At 61.6% G+C, this 16408-nt stretch carries 9 protein-coding genes; 8 read left to right on the top strand and 1 reads right to left on the bottom strand.

What is annotated here, in order from left to right; genetic code table 11:
* Positions 1-357 precede the first annotated feature (357 nt).
* From G6N74_RS20385 to G6N74_RS20350, 8 genes are all read left to right on the top strand, one after another.
* Positions 358-4248, top strand: coding sequence for an autotransporter (locus G6N74_RS20385; protein ID WP_165119855.1), 3891 nt, complete (start codon positions 358-360; stop codon positions 4246-4248).
* Positions 4249-4285: 37 nt separating this feature from the next.
* Complete coding sequence (locus G6N74_RS20380; RefSeq protein WP_165119854.1) at positions 4286-4819, top strand: invasion associated locus B family protein; 534 nt, start codon at positions 4286-4288, stop codon at positions 4817-4819.
* A 198-nt stretch (positions 4820-5017) separates the two neighbouring features.
* Positions 5018-6472, top strand: coding sequence for a type VI secretion system protein TssL, long form (gene tssL / locus G6N74_RS20375; RefSeq protein ID WP_165119853.1), 1455 nt, complete (start codon positions 5018-5020; stop codon positions 6470-6472).
* A 6-nt stretch (positions 6473-6478) separates the two neighbouring features.
* Complete coding sequence (gene tssM, locus G6N74_RS20370) at positions 6479-10024, top strand: type VI secretion system membrane subunit TssM (protein WP_165119852.1); 3546 nt, start codon at positions 6479-6481, stop codon at positions 10022-10024.
* Between the two features lie 12 nt (positions 10025-10036).
* A complete protein-coding gene (locus G6N74_RS20365; RefSeq protein ID WP_165119851.1) occupies positions 10037-10816 on the top strand; it encodes a PP2C family protein-serine/threonine phosphatase in 780 nt (259 codons plus the stop codon).
* 6 nt (positions 10817-10822) lie between these two features.
* Positions 10823-13012 carry a serine/threonine-protein kinase gene (locus tag G6N74_RS20360; protein ID WP_165119850.1) on the top strand — a complete coding sequence of 730 codons (2190 nt, stop codon included), beginning with the start codon at positions 10823-10825 and terminating at the stop codon, positions 13010-13012.
* A gap of 209 nt (positions 13013-13221) precedes the next feature.
* A complete protein-coding gene (locus G6N74_RS20355; protein ID WP_165119849.1) occupies positions 13222-13554 on the top strand; it encodes a hypothetical protein in 333 nt (110 codons plus the stop codon).
* A 45-nt stretch (positions 13555-13599) separates the two neighbouring features.
* Positions 13600-15864, top strand: a complete 2265-nt coding sequence (locus G6N74_RS20350) for a glycosyltransferase (protein WP_165119848.1) — start codon at positions 13600-13602, stop codon at positions 15862-15864.
* Here the strand turns inward: G6N74_RS20350 and G6N74_RS20345 are convergent.
* Entirely contained in the window at positions 15797-16357 is a 561-nt protein-coding gene (locus G6N74_RS20345) for a hypothetical protein (protein WP_165119847.1), read from the bottom strand. The two genes, G6N74_RS20350 and G6N74_RS20345, sit on opposite strands and share 68 nt — an antisense overlap.
* Between the last annotated feature and the right edge of the window lie 51 nt (positions 16358-16408).

The raw sequence follows: 16408 nt of genomic DNA, 5'->3' as shown, positions 1-16408 counted from the left end.
GGAAGGTTATCCCCAGCGTCAAAATGCTCAACTCCCGAATTTGGCACTGAAGCGGCGCTCACTATCGGCCAATTGAGGTATCCGCCGGTTAAATACCCGTCAAAGATGATGAGCTATTACTGTAAATCATCAATTTTCAAAGAGAATTTGACGCGAAGCAACCTAGAATTGTTCGTGTCTTTATTGCAACATTAAATCGATTATCTTCTCTACCTGCGGATGAGGTGTTGTAAGCAATGAGATGCTCGCCTAGCATTTCGAGCATAAGCCGAACAAAAAATAGATAAGCCCGGGAGCGTTCAAAGAATCCATTTTCAGTAAGGCCGCTCCGCGTGTCGGGCCGGCCGGGATGGGCCAATGACCAGGGACACAAGAGCCGCTCACCTCGCCGGCGTTTCCATTTTAGCGCTTGCCATAGGCTATACGATCTACCCTTCCAGCGCCCAGGCGTGCGAAGCTACCCGGCAGCCCTCCGAGGGCCCGATCAACTCGATCGCCGTCGTTTGCGACGACGCCGAGACGGAAGTCATCACGACCGATTATCCAACGTTTCTGCTCAGGCAACTGGGCACGGAATATAACGGCGCTGGCAACGACACCTTCACGGTGACGGGCGACGTGGACATCCAGCAGGACGACAACAGCGAAGGCGAGCCGTTTTCGGACTTTTCGATCGACATGGGTGCCGGCACCGACAATTTCAGCATGAAGGGCGGAAGCTTCATCGGGCGGGACACCGAAGCTGGCGACGCCCCGATCATCCAGCTTCTGACCGGTGCGGGCAATGACATCGTCACCATCGGAGCCGGTACGTTCGGCGGCAGCATCTTTGCCGGATCGGGGGACGACCAGATCACCGTCTCAGGCGGTACGGTGGATGGCGACATCTTCGGCAGCGGGGATGACGATACGATAAACGTTACAGGCGGAGCCATTACCGGGTCGGTTTTCGGCGACGACGCGGAATCGATCGGTGACGATACGATCACCATATCCGGCGGCACGATCGGCGGCAGCGTCTTCGGCGGCGACGGCATCGACACCGTTACGATCTCCGGCAACGCTCAAATCGGCGTGGCGGGCGATGGCCCGGATTCCGTGGGCCTAGAGGACGGCAACGATATATTCCGGATGACCGGAGGAACATTGTCCGGGTCCGTCAGCGGAAATGCCGGAAACGATAGCATCACCATATCCGGCGGCAGCGTCGGCACCTTCGTCGCCGGCAATGAAGGCGTCGATACGATCGACATATCGGGCACGGCGATCATCGGCGAGCAGGTGACTGCCGGCGAAGACAACGACATCGTGACCATTCGCGGTGGCACGGTGACCACCTTCGTCGATGGCGGGTCCGGCGACGACGACATTACGGTGAGTGGCGGCGCTATCAACGGCGATGTCTACGGAAATGATGGCGACGACACGATAGAGGTCTCGGGGGGAACGATCGGCGGCACGCTTTTCGGCGACGGTGGTGAAGGCACAGGCAACAATACGATTTCGATCTCGGGCGGCTCGATCGCGGGTGGTGTCGTTGCCGGCAATGGAAACGACGACGTAACCGTCTCAGGCATAGCGCAGATAGAAACCTCCGTCCTGCTTGGCGGCGGCAACGACACGTTCGACATGAGCGGCGGCACGGTGACCACCTTCGTCAACGGCGGGTCCGGCAATGACAACATCGAAGTGAGCGGCGGGACTATCGGCGGCGATGTTCTCGGCGGCAGCGGAAACGACATCTTCAACATTTCCGGCGGGTCGATAACGGGCGCGCTATTTGGCGACGGCGTAGAGGCCACCGGCGACGACACGATCGCGGTTTCGGGCGGTACGATCACCGGCGGTGTCTTTTCAGGCAGCGGCGCCGATGAAGTCACGGTTTCGGGCACAGCGCAAATCGGCGCGCCCGGCGCCACCTCCGTCGATCTCGGCGCCGGTGACGATACATTCGATATGACCAGTGGGACGCTCGCCGGATCGGTCGATGGAAATGCCGGAAACGACACCATGACGTTAAGCGGAGGGACCGTCGGCGGTGACGTTCTCGGCGGCAGCGGGAACGACGACCTCAACATTTCCGGCGGATCCATAGCCGGAGCGCTGTTTGGCGACGGCGTGGAAGCTACCGGCGACGACACGATCGTGGTTTCGGGCGGGACGATTACCGGCGGTGTCTTTTCAGGCAGTGGCGCCGACGAAGTCACGGTCTCGGGCACAGCACAGATCGGCGCCCCCGGCGCCACCTCCGTCGATCTCGGCGCCGGCAACGACACGTTCGACATGACCGGCGGGACGCTCGCCGGCTCGGTCGATGGCAATGCCGGAACCGACACGATGACGTTAAGCGGCGGCACGGTCGGCGGCGATGTTCTCGGCGGCGATGGCGACGATACCGTCGACGTCTCGGGTGGCGTGGTAAATGGATCGGTGATCGGCGGCGCAGGAACCGATGTCGTCACCATCAGCGGCGGAACCATTGCCGGTGACGTTCAGGGCGAAACGGTCAATCTCAATGGCGGAACGATCGGCGGCGACATCACCGGAATTTCCAGCGACACGCTGACGATCAATGCCGGAACGAATCTCAACTTGCGCGATGGCGTGGTGTTCCAGGGCACGAACGCGGTCGGCACGATCACCGACACCGACCTTGCACGCGCAAGCGGCGACACGTTCCGAAGCCAGAATTTCGTTGGATTTTCCAGCCTTACCGTAAGCGGCGGCTCCAGCAGCATCGGCTTCAAGGATGGCACGCAGACAATCGGCAATCTGGCGCTCCTGAACGGTTCGACCCTATACGTTGCGGGCGATGTCAGCCTGCTCGCGCCGGTCGACGGGTCCGCTCTGGCGGCATTGGTGACCGGCACTGGCAATGTCTCGGCGACCAACGCCACCATAACCATGATCAACAACGACCCGACCGACCGCTTCAGCGTCGGCAACCTGACGCTCAATGGTGCGACGCTCGGCATCGACATCAACCAGCAGGCGGGACTGGGCGACCGCTTCATCCCGGCCGGGCAATTCCAGGCGAGCGGAACGAACACGGTTCTCGTCAATCTCCTGGGCACGCCGGTCTTTACCGGTGTCAGCATCATCCCGATTGCGCCGGTGGCCGGTGAAGTCGTGCCCACCACCGGCGCGCCTTCGCCGATCTTTCTGGTTGGGGGAATACCGAACACACCCGGCTCGCTCTTCGCCTATGACGTGATCACCGGCAGCAATGGCGGCATCTATTTGCGCGCCCTGCCCTCGGATCTGGTTTCGCCGCAGGCGACACGCGTGGCGATCGACTCGCAGCCGATCGAAACGGTCACCGCGGCCATCGAACAGATCACCGACGACGCGCTTGCCTTTGCGCTCGATTTCCCGAAAGGCTCCGGCCGTTCGGATGCCGCACCTGGCTTCGGCGTCTATGCGTCCGGGCAATTCGCGGCAGTGAGCCATGACGGCTTCACCGTGTCCGACGGCACCAGCAGCCTTCAGGGACCGCCCTTCACCGCGCACGACTTTTCTCTCGCCGGCAGCGTCGAACTGGACGTCGCGAAATATTACGGCTTCGACCAGACCTACGGGCTGAATGTCGGCCTCTTCGGCGGCTACGCCTCTTCCGACGTGACGATGGATTCCATCCAAGGGTTGGGGAGCGTCGGCAACGCCGACAACAAGAGCGGAATGATCGGCACCTATGGCCTGTTCCGCACCGGCATGACCTACGGGCTGGTTTCGGCCACCACCTTCATCGGCCAGACCGATATCAACAACGACATCCTCGCCTCGACGGGCAATTATGACACGGTCGGCTATGCCCTCACCGGCTCGGTCGGGCATATCTTCCCGCTGGGCGACAAGTGGAAGTTCGATCTTCGCGGCGGCGCGCTCTGGGCAACGTTCGAAGGCGACGCCTTCACCGACAGCCAGGGCAACGAGTTCGGCAAGTCGAAAGTGTCCTTCGGCGCGCTCAAATTCGAGCCCGGCTTCTATGGCGACTTCGCCCTCGACAACGGTATGGCGATCAGCCCCTATGCCCGCCTGGAGCTGCAACAACGCATCGGCTACCGCAACACCGGAAGCATTGCCGGGCTGGACTTCGAGTTCGACGACGCCGATTTTTCTGTAGCCCTGTCGAGTGGCCTCAACCTCCAGCTCTCCAAGACGACGACGCTCAGCGGCGAGCTGAAGACCAAGTTCTCATCCGACAGCCAGTCGCTGGCCGGCAAGATCGGCATCAAGGCGAAGTTCTAAGCCATTGCGGCGGCGTTCAATTACGAGGGGAAACGATTTGGCGCGAATCCGGGCAAGCAGGTTTGCGGCAATCGGCATCGCTGCCGTCCTTTGCATTTGCGCAGGCCTGTCTTTCGCGACGGCGCAGACGAAGACGCAAGCCAAACCGACCACCGATGAAAAGCCGCAGCCAGGCTGGCGGATAAGCTGCCAGGGCGACGCGGCGTCGAAGAACCTTTCATGCACGCTCGGGCAACTATTGAGAGAGAAGCAGACCGGCAAGCGCCTGCTTGCCGTTTCGATTTTCAGGAAAGACAAAAGCGCGCCCTACACGATGCGACTGAACCTGCCGCATGGCTTGCTGCTGACCAATGGCGTCAAAGTCTGGATCGACGAGAAGACACAGAAAACCTATCCGATCGTTACCGCCGACCAGCGTGGCAGCTACGCGGTTATCCCGCTCGACGCCGGCATGATCGACGGATTGAAGCAGGGAACCCTGCTGAATGTCGGCGTCAGTTCCTACACGGGCGGAGACATCATCTTCCAGTTGTCGCTGGCCGGAATTACCACCGGTCTCGCGAAAATCTGATGCAAGCCCTTGGATCATCAATAGATGATCCAGCCTGTTACCGAGCAACCCGGCAAAGATAAGAATGGGTTCAGCCTACGCCTATTTTCACCTCGACAAGTATTGTTGCTTGTGACCAGAATTTGTTTGTGCCGTTGGCGATGACCCAATATTTACGGAGGATCATCCAGATCTTAAGGCCATCATGGAAAGCCGAAGATGAGCGGAAAGAATGATCCGTTCGGAAGAGAAGGAAAAACCGTCATCGCCCCCTCCCCGGGCGCAGCGTCAAGGCGTGATTTTCGCGAGAGCGTGCCGCCAGCGCCGGGTTTACAAGCTTCGGCGCGGCCGCCGGTCACCGGCACGATACTCAGTCCCGCATTTCCCGTTGCCAACCCCGAAACGGGAGCGCGACAGCCGGAACAGCCGTCGCCGCGTTTTGCTCTCGATACCGCGCTGAATGCAGCGAACGGTGTAAAGTTTCCATCGTCCAATCCGCTGATTTCAGCGGCGGCGCCCTTGCTGATCCTGCTCGGCAGACTGCGCCTTCACAGCACGGAAATTCAGGTCGCACCGCTGACGAACCAGCTTTCGCGGCTGGTGACCGAGTTCGAGCACAAGGCCACCGATGCGGGCGTTGCGCAGGACGAAGCATCGGTCGCCAAATATGTGCTGTGCGGCACTGCCGACGAAATCGTGCAGAACCTGCCAGGCGTCGATCGCGATGCCTGGACGCTGCACAGCCTGCTGGTGAAATTCTTCCAGGTCCGCTCCGCCAGCGTCGGGTTCTTCGAGGAACTGGACAAGGCGCTCGCGGCGCCAGAGCAGCGCTACGATTTGCTTGAACTGATGCACGCCTGCCTGCTGCTCGGCTTTCAGGGGCAGTATCGCGGCACACCGGGCGGAAATGCTCTGTTGCAGCGCGTGACAGGCAACCTTCATCAAAGGATGCGACAGATCAAGCCACTGCCCGACGATGAGATTTCGCCGCGCTGGCGCGGCATGGCGTTGCGCCGGGCGGGCGTTGGTCTGCGCGTGCCGCTGTGGGCTATTGCGAGCTTTGCCGGCGCCATACTTGTCGGCGCGTTTTTTCTCCTGCGCTTCCTGATCGGCAACGAGGCCAACGCGCTGGAGACGCGGCTTGCGGGCCTGAGCCCAACGGCGGCGATCAAGATCGATCGCGTGGAGCCCGTCGCGTATACACCGCCGCCGCCTCAGGAAAGCACCCAGTTGCAGCGTGTTCGCACAGCACTGGCCGATGAGATCGCCGCCGGGACGATGACGGTCGAGCCATCAGGCGACCAGATCGTCGTGAGCGTCAGCAACGCGGTGCTGTTTGCTTCCGGCAAAGTCGACGCCCGGAAGGAATTCGAGCCTGTCGGCAAGAAGATCGCCGAGGCGCTGGACAAGGAGCCCGGCCCGATCAGCGTGATCGGCCATACAGACAATGTGAAACCCAAGGTTTCGAGCCGGTACAAGTCGAACCACGACCTGTCTCTGGCGCGTGCTGCATCCGTGCAGGCCGTGCTGGCAAAGTCGCTGTCCGACGCGGCGCGGCTCAAGGTCGACGGCAAGGGCGATCTCGAGCCGATCGCAGACAACGGCACACAGGAAGGCCGCGCGACGAACCGGCGCGTGGAAATCATGATCCCGAAGGAAGAAACGCTGCAATAGGACCGCATGGACCGCAAGCAACCGATATTCACCTGGCTCGGGGCACTTCTCGCCCTGCTGGGCCTCGTTTGCTTCGGATTGGCCGTCTGGTTCGCCGGCCCTCTGATGGCGTTCAACGGCTCGCAACCGCTCGATTCGGACTGGGTTCGGGCGGGTGTGATAGCGGCCGCAGCCATTCTGGTCGCCGGCGCTTACGCCGCTCGCGCATTGAGGGCCCGCGGCGCACAAAAGGCCATCGAGACAGCGCTCCTTTTGAATGACGATCAAGGCAGCGACGGCCCGCTGCTCGCCAAGCGGATGGCCGACGCCATAGCGGTGCTCAAGCGCGCGAGCGGCAAAAGCTCGTTCCTCTATGAAATGCCTTGGTATGTCGTCATCGGGCCGCCTGGCGCCGGCAAGACCACTGCTCTGGTCAATTCAGGACTGAAATTTCCGCTCGCCGAAAAAGAGGGTGCAGCACCCATCGAGGGCGTCGGCGGCACCCGCAATTGCGACTTCTGGTTCACCGACGACGCCGTGCTGATCGATACGGCGGGACGCTATACGACCCATGAATCCGACGCCGAGGCGGACAAGAAAAGCTGGCTGTCGTTCCTTTCGCTGCTCAAGCAAAACCGGACAAGACAGCCGATCAACGGCGTTATCCTGGCCATCAGCGTCGAAGACTTGCTGACCTTGCCCGAATGGGAGCTGGCATCTCATGCCAACGCCATCCGCAAGCGCCTGTTCGAACTTCTTCAGGAGCTGAAGGTCGATTTTCCGGTCTACGCTCTCTTCACCAAGGCCGATCTGATCGAAGGTTTTCGCGAGTATTTTGGCGGTTTCACCGAAGCTCGCCGCCGCAAGGTGTGGGGCGCGACATTCCAGACCGAGAAGCGGAAGCAGAATCTCGTTTCGCAAGTTCCGGCCGAGTTCGATGCGCTGGTCAGCCGTCTGACAGAGGAGCTTCCCGATCGCCTGCAGGAGGAGCCGGACGCAACCGCGCGCATCGCCATCTTCGGCTTTCCGGCGCAGGTCGGCGCGTTGCAGGATCGCGTCGCCGACTTCCTCAACCAGATATTCGACCCGGCGCGGCCTGAAAGCAGCGCCAGCCTGCGCGGCTTCTATTTCTCCTCGGGCACGCAGGAAGGCACGCCGATCGACCAGCTTATCGGCGCGATGGGCAGGAACCTTGCGGTCAGGCAGGCCAGCGAAAATCTCTCCGGGCGCGGCAAGAGTTTTTTCATTCACGACCTGCTTCAGGATCTGATTTTCGCCGAGGCGGGATGGGGCTCGCTCGACAAGGGCATCGCCCGGCGCACCGCCTTGCTTCGCTATGGCGGCATGGCGGCAATCGCAGGCGTTTCAGCGCTGGTGCTCGGCACGCTTGGCTGGAGCTTTGCCGCCAACAAATCGCTGATCGCGGCTGCCGGAAACTCCATCGATGCATATCGCGCGGATGTCGGCCAGGAACTGACAAGGCAGGACATGCCCGCGTCCGAACCGGTCACCGGAGCGGGCCTCTCCGCAATTGCCGCCCTGCTCAACCAGTTGCGCGAGATGCCGGCGGGGTATGCGCATCGCAACGAACCGACGCCGGTAAGCGAGACATTCGGCCTGACGCAGCGCGAGACCTTGTCGTCGGCAACGGAAGAAACCTACCGCAATGCGCTGGAAAGAATGCTGCGCCCGCGACTGATCCTGCGGGCGGAACAGCAGCTCGCTGCAAGCGTCAACCAACCGGCAATCGCCTATCCGGCGCTGAAGACCTATCTGATGCTGGGCGGCAAAGCGCCCGGCGTCGAAGAAGACTTTATCACTGGCTGGATGGAGCGGGACTGGGAAGCCAACCTCCTGCCCGGTGCCGGCAACGAAGCCGCCCGACAGGAGCTTGCGACCGACCTGCGCGACATGATGGAACTCGGGCGGCCGCATGTGCCGGCAATCGAACTCGACGGCAAGCTTATCGCGCAGGCACAGCAATCGCTCGCCGGCATGAAGCTGGCGGACCGCGCCGCACTCGTCATGAGCTCCTCGGCCTATGCCAAAGGCATGCGCGACCTGCCGATCCTGAGCGGCGACGATGCCGCCAAGGTTTTTGAAACGCGCGACGGCACCCGGCTCGACCAGTTGAATATCCCCGGCCTCTACACCAATGCCGGCTTCCACAAATTCTTCCTCATGCAGCTCGCAGGCGTGGCCGACCGGCTTGCCGCCGAGCAATGGGTCATGGGCGATGCCGGGCAGAATGCCGAGCAGGTCAGCGGGCTTGAAGCGCTCGGCCCCGAACTCGTCGACCGCTACAGCAAGGACTTCATCGAGGCGTGGGAAAAGGTGCTGTCCAATCTCAAGCTGAAATCCATCAAACAGGATCAGCCCGATTACGGCGTTCTGGCAGCGGCAGCGTCCGATGAGACATCGCCGCTACTCAAACTGCTCGAAACCGTCGGCAACGAGACGGCGCTGAGCCGTGGCGACGGCAGCCCCGACATGGACAGCGCCCAGATCGACGGTCTTGCCCGCATCGGGCTGGTTCATCGGAAATCACAGCTCAGGGCCGGCGAAGCCGCAGGCAGTGCTGCGGGCGCGGCCAATCCCGGCGCCAACATCGAGGCCTATTTCAGGCTTTACCAGAGCTGGATCGAGGGAACCCCCGGCAATCGCCCGGTCGATATCCTTCTGAAAAACCTCGGCGAGGTCAGGGAGAGCCTGAAGGTCATAACCGATTACCCCTCGCAATCGGGACCGGCCAATGAGAAGCTGCGGTTGCAGGTCGTCAATCTGCGCGGAACCATGTCGCGCCTTCCCAAACCTTTCGCCACGATGATCTCGGAAGTCGTCGAGGAGTTCGAGGGCGCGGAGGCCAGCAGTTCGAAATCCCAGCTCAACCAGGCGCTTGCGGCAAATATCACCAAGCCGTGCCAGCGCATCGTCTCCGGCAAATATCCCTTCGCACGCGACGCCGATGGCGACGTCCAGATTGGTGAATTCACCCAGCTGTTCGGCCCCAACGGCCTGATGGACAAGTTCTTCGACGAGCATCTGGCGCCGCTGGCAAACATCACCGGCGATGCGTGGGACTGGCAGAAGGATACGCGGCTGGGTCGCGAACTTTCCAGCGATACGCTTCGCCAGTTCCAGCGCGCCGCCGAAATCCGCAATGCCTTCTTTGCCGATGGCAACCCTACCCCCGCCGTCAAGGTGACGATCGCCCCGAACACCATCTCCAAGGACGCCGAAGCGCTGCTGGTGGTCAACCAGACCGTCATCCAGACCTCGATGGCCGGCAATACGCCGCAGACGATTGCATGGCCGGGTGACAGCACATCGAGCAGCGCCAAGCTCAGCATCTTCCCCGAAATACCAGGACGGGATTCGAGCATCGACAAGAACGGCCCCTGGGCGCTGATGCGCCTGATCGACACGGGCTCCGCCGCACAGGAAGGCGACGACCTGGTGGTGCGCTTCGTCGTCGGCGGCCGCGAAGTCTCCTACAGCATACGAACCGGATCTTCCTACAACCCGTTGTTTTTGCCGGCGCTTCGAGACTTCAACTGCCCTGCCGGCTTTTAGGAACGCAAAGTCATGAGCAAGCATGTCTTTGAAATCGATAGCGACGGCGCCACCCACACCGGCTGCATTCGCGAGCTCAACGAGGACCGTTTTCTGGTCCAGTCCGACAGCGGCCTGTTTGCCGTCGCCGACGGCATGGGCGGGCATGACGGCGGTGAGCTTGCCAGCAACAGCATCGTCGAGAACCTGAAATCGATCGGCGTTCCAAGCTCAGCGCGGGATCTGCGCGCGCGCTTCGAAGATCGGGTGACGACGGCAAATCGAGAAATCCGGGAGATCGCCTTGAGGCGCAATGCCGGCATGATCGGCTCGACGCTGGCGGCCTTGCTGACCTTCGAGCATCAATATGCCTGCCTGTGGGCCGGCGACAGCCGCATCTACATGCTGCGTGACGGAAACCTGTCGCAGCTGTCGCGCGATCATACCGAAGTGCAGGATCTTCTCGATCGCGGCCTGCTGACGCCCGAGGAGGCGGCGATTTCGCCACGGCGCAATGTGATTACCCGCGCCATCGGCACGTTCGACAACCCGACGCTCGATTTCACTTATGGGCGGATTCGCGCGCAAGACATGTTCCTGATCTGCAGCGACGGTCTTACAGCCCATGTCTCCGACGACGAGATGCGGCGCGTGCTCAGCCGTCATACCGCGCGCGAAGCCTGCGCCATCCTTCTCCGGTTGACGCTCGACCGTGGCGCCGTCGACAATGTCACCGTCGTCGTCGTCCAGTTCCGCAATTCTCCGGCCAATGTCACGCGCGGGCGACCGGGCGAATGGCCGGGCAAGATGTGAGTTGCCATGACTTCGGATGGAAAAACACGCATCGCCGTCAACAGAACGACCCTTGAGCCGGGCACGCAGCTGAACGACACCTATGAGATCGACTCCCGCATCGCATCGGGCGGAATGGGCGAGGTCTATCGCGGGCATAACATCCAGACGGGCGAGCCGGTCGCCATCAAGACCATCTTGCCCGAACTTGCCGATGACGAAGCGATATTCGCGCTGTTCAAGAAGGAGGCGACCATTCTCGGCCGCCTGCATCACGAAACCATCGTGCGCTATTATTCCTTCTCCCGCGACCCTCGTCTTGGACGGCCCTATCTGGCGATGGAATTCGTCGACGGGCAATCACTGGCCGATCGCATCGCCATCAGCCCGCTGGATGCGAATGAAGCCCGGCTTCTGTTCATCCGGGTGGCCGACGGGCTGGCGCTGGCGCACAGAGCAGGCGTGATCCATCGCGATCTTTCGCCAGACAACATCATCCTGCAGCATGGCGACGTCAGCCAGCCCAAGATCATCGACTTCGGCATAGCCCGCTCGGCAAATGTCGGTGGCGGAACCCTGATCGGCGGCAATTTCGCCGGCAAATACAATTTCGTTTCGCCGGAGCAACTGGGCATCAAGAACCTGGAGGTGACTGCCCGGTCGGACCTCTACAGCCTCGGCCTCGTCATTGCCGCAGCCCTTCGCGGTGCCCCGCTCGACATGGGCGGGTCGCATGTCGAAGTCATAGACAAGCGCCGCGCGGTTCCTGACCTGACGGATCTCGATTCCGGCTTGCGGCCACTGGTGCAAGCGATGCTGCAGCCCGAGGAGGATGACCGGCCCGACAGCGCCGAGCAGGTGGCGGCGTGGCTTCGCTCGGCCAAGATCGGAGCGGCCAGGCCAACGCCGACCGGCGGCGGATCGGCAGAAGCCGCCACGCAGCCGCCCGATACGCTGGGCTCGCATTCGCCTTTTGGGAATTCTGCGCCCTCCTCCGGTTCGCTTGGGCGGCACGCATCTGCTTTGGAGGGGCCAACCTCAGGCGCATCGCCCGGCATGGCCCCGCCACCGTCATCCGCACAGGCACGTGTCGCCGGCCGACTGGCCGGGAGCAGCGCCACGCCGAGACCGTCCAAAACTGCCCTGATGGGTGGCTTGCTGGTGCTGCTTCTGGCAGGCGGTGCGGGAGGCGCCTATTTTCTCGGGCTGTTCGGGCAGCCCACGACAAGCGAAACCGCGAGCCAGCCCTCTGTGCCGCAGGTTGTCGTGAAACAGGAACCGCAAAAGAATCCGGCGCAGCCAAGCGGGCCCAGCCTCGACGACATATTGAAGGAGGCGGAGTCGAAAACGCCGCCGCAGAACGCCGAGCCGAAGCCGCAAGAGGAGGCAAAGACCACGCCCGAGGCAAAGCCGGGCGAGTCTGCTCCCGCCTCGCCTCCGGTTGTCGTTACGCCGCCAGCAACTGAAAGCGAGACTACCCCCAAGCCCGGCGATGCGCCGCCGGCCGAAACCGACCCCAAGCAGGCCGAACCGTCATTGCCCCAGCGCACGCCTACCGAAACGAAGGAAGCAGCACTCGACATGGTGGAAACCGCCGAGCAGAGCGTCTCATGGCTGCGAAACTACGATGGCGGCCGCTGCTTCTTCGCAGCCGTTACCACGGTCTCGGACCGATCGATCGACATCAAGGGCTTCGGCTTGACGAAAGAGCCATTCGAGAGGCTCTACAACACGCTGAAGCAGAAAAGCACCAAGGAGCCAGAGGTCAACGGGCAGTTGATAACGGACGCCCAGTGCGCCGTGACCGAATTTCTGAATGCCGTCCAGCCAACGGCAAAGGACAGCCCTTCCCTGACCTTGCTTGCCGACAGGCTGAAGCCCGGCGAAAATCTTGTCGCCACCGTGGGCAAGAAGGGGCCGAGAAATCTCGACCTTCTGTTGGTCGATAGCGACGGCTTCGTCTACAATATGGGCAGCTTCGCCACCAAGGTCACCGACGGCGACAAGGAGACCTTCGAGCTGAAATTCCAGAGCGCGCGACTGCGGGATGTGTCTCCTGAAATGGTCATCGCACTTGCCAGCGATCAGGATCTCGGTTTGCCGGCGGGAAGGACGGTCTCACGAGCAGCCGACCTGTTTCCCAAACTCGCGCGAAAGATCGACAGCATGAACGGAAGCTTCGGCGTCGACTTCGGCTATTTTCTCGTGACCGAATAAGCGCTCCCGGTTTGTCCCACGCCTACGTGGCATCCACCTTTATTCGGCAACCAAGCGTTTATATTACCTCGATTTTCATCAGCCCTCTATTCGAAATGGGTATATCCGTTTTCTTCTGAAACTTTACAATCGACCGAGGATCAATTGATTTGACGCACCAGAGTTGCGGAGTTCTACTTGTCTTTTAATTGAAGAGGGGGCGTAGGCACATGCTCAAGCGCTTTTCTGTTCTTGGATCGGTGTTGCTTGCGGCGTGCGTGCCGTTTCAGCGCATGGCGGCACCCCCTCCGGTTTCCAGGGTCGACACCTGCCATCCGGTGCCCGCCAACCTTTTGGAAAAACTCGCCTGGCATGCGGCCCTGAAACAGAACACGTCCGCATCCTATCGCAGCTTCATCAAGAACCATCCGCGCAGTTGCTACGTGCCCATGGCGAAAGCCAAGATGAGCAGAGCGGTCGTGCAAAAACCAACGACAATGCGGAACATACCCAAGGCGCCGCGCCCGAAATCCCCGGCGCCCCGCAGAGCGGCATACCCTTGAGCGGCCCGCTCAAGGCACCGACAACAATGCTGGCAAGTCCGGTTCATGCATTTTGATATCGTACATGCCGCCGACCCCAGGTTCCCCGGTGGAACCTCCTCCGCCTTGCGCGCGGAACTGAAAGCCGCGGATCGGTTCGGGCTGGGTTGCGCCTTCATCCCGTTTGTCGGCAGGCGCGGCCCGCTCATCGGCGGCTTCGAAAGGCGCACGGCAAAGCTGATCGACGACCTGGGCGTGCCCTGGCTGACGGGCGAGGAAATCGTCACCTGCGACGTTCTGTTTGCCCATCACCCGCAGGTCTTCGAACACATGCCTGCAATCTCGGTGAACATTCGCCCGCGCCATGTCGTCTGTGTCGCCCATCACCCGCCCTTCGACGGCGCATGGACGCCGCAGTATGAAACCGCAATCGTGCAGCGCAATCTCGAGCGGCTGTTCGGCGCTCTGGTGTCGTTCGCGCCGGTTGGGCCCAAGATTCGCCGCCAGTTCGAGAAACTGGTCGGAGAAAAACCCCGGCTGCTGCGTCACGACCTGTGGAACATGATCGACATGGCGGACTGGCAGGATCGCCGAAGACCGCCGCCCGAACGCAGCGCAACCCTCGGCCGTCATTCTCGTGCCGATCCGCTCAAATGGCCGGACACGCAGGACGATCTTCTGGCTGCCTATCCTGATGCGAAGCATCTGTCGGTCGAAGTGCTGGGCGGTATTCCCGAAGTGATCAAGCCCTGGATCGGAGCCAACTGGAACATCCTTCCCTATGCGGATGACGGCGTTGGCGAATTCCTTAGCCGGCTTGATTTCTATGTTTATTTTCACAGCCGCCGCTGGATCGAGGCATTCGGGCTCGGCATCGCCGAAGCCATGGCAAGCGGACTGGTCGCGATTATCGACCCCTGCCATGAGGATCTGTTCGGAGAAGGCGCTGTATATGCCGACGTCAGGGATGTCGGCACGGAAATAGACCGGCTGATGTCATCGCCGGCATCCTACGCAGAACAATCGGCACTGGCTCGAAAACTGGCCACCGAGAGATTTTCGATAGAGACTTATCCGGCGCGCATGGCCGAACTCTATGACGATCTCGAACTGCCAAGCTTGCCTGCGCTGAACGCCGCCCGGATAGCCAAGCTCAGGCGCCAGACGACCGCAAGTGCCTCTGTGACCGAGCAGCCGGCGGGAGCCCTGCGCCAAGCATCGAAAAAACGTGTCCTGTTCGTCGCGACGAACGGCATCGGCCTTGGGCACATCACCCGGCTGATGGCGATCGCCGAACGCATGTCGCCGGACATTGAGCCCATCTTCTTCACCAGGTCAGCCGGATCAGCCCTGATCGCCATGCGCGGCCACGCCGTGGACTACATACCCTGGGCGGTGAAAGTGGGCGTCACGGACGCAAGCTGGAACATTGCCTATGCGCAGGAACTGCTGGCCGCGATAGAAAGCATGGACATTGCGGCGGTCGTCTTCGATGGCACCTATCCCTTTCCCGGTCTCGTCAACGTCGCGTCGGCGCGGCCCGACCTTTCCTGGGTATGGGTGCGGCGCGCCTTGTGGGTTCGCGGCCAGGCGCTGTCGGATGAACTTCAATCCTGCTTCGACATGATCATCGAGCCCGGCGAATATGCGCATGACGAAGACCGGGGGCCGACAACGGACATGCCCGGTCAGGTCGCGGCTGTGGCGCCGATCCTTCTCAACGATCCCGGCTCCGGCCTTTGCCGCACTGACGCAGCCGCACGGCTTGGCGTCGACCCCAAGCGCTTCACCGTCGCCATTCAGCTTGGTTCGCAGAGCAATTTCGATTTCGAGGATTTGCCGGACCTGATCATCAAGGACCTGATCCGCCGGGACATTCAGGTCGTGCGGATCAACCATCCCCTCGCCCCTCCCTCCGGTGAGGAAACGCCGGGCGTCGTGCGCCGCAGCCTCTATCCGCTCTCGGATTGCCTGAGCGCCGTCGATCTGATGATCACCAATGCGAGCTACAACAGCTTTCACGAATGCGTCTTCGGCGGCATCCCGGCAATCTTCGTTCCGAACGAAGCGCCGGAAATGGACGACCAGCATCTGCGCGCGACCTATGCCCACTCCACCCATGTCGGGCTGCGCCTGCGGGCGTCCGAACTCGGCCGCGTGTCACAGACGATCGATATCGCGCTGTCGGAGGATTTTCGTGAAGAATTGCGCCGCCGCTCTGCCCGCCTCGACTTCGTCAACGGCGCCCACGAGGCGGCCCGTCTTATCGAGCAGCTTGTGTTTTCGGTTCGAGCCGATGCGCCGCTTCATGCAGCACTTGCTCGGGTCTAGATGAAGCATTCGTCTCGGCGATGTCTTGCGCCGGTGCGGCCATCTGCGTTGCCAGAAATTCGTCGAAGGTCAGGGAGAGCTCGATCTCGCTGGCAAAATTCCACTTGGCCATGATGAGCGCCCAACGCCGCCGCACATAGCGCTGATACTCGTCATCCCGCAGCAGCCGAAGGTGCCGGCGCGAAGGCATGAATTCGATCGGGGCAGCCGTGACGGCTATGAGGTCCGGACGCAGCTCCGACATCACGATCACCGGAAATTCCTGCGCCTCGCGACAGGCGGCCGCGACGGCGTCGAGGATTTCCGCAATGTTGGGCGGCGTATCTCCAAGCAGCGTTATCAGGATGCGAGGCCTGGCCTCCTTCTCACCATCGACCAGCACATAGCGAATTCCTTCCTGCCCGTCAGCCGCAGGCAGATCCGCCGGCGAAGCGGCATTGCCATGACTCAGCCAGGGGATGGTCGTGCGGATATGATCGAACCAACGGCGCAAGGAAAAGACCCTAACCAACTGCCATGACAACGAAACTTTCATTCCGGCGAA

Source organism: Mesorhizobium zhangyense, assembly GCF_011045115.1.
Lineage (GTDB): Bacteria > Pseudomonadota > Alphaproteobacteria > Rhizobiales > Rhizobiaceae > Mesorhizobium_M > Mesorhizobium_M zhangyense.
This window is presented reverse-complemented; position numbering and strand designations above follow the sequence as displayed.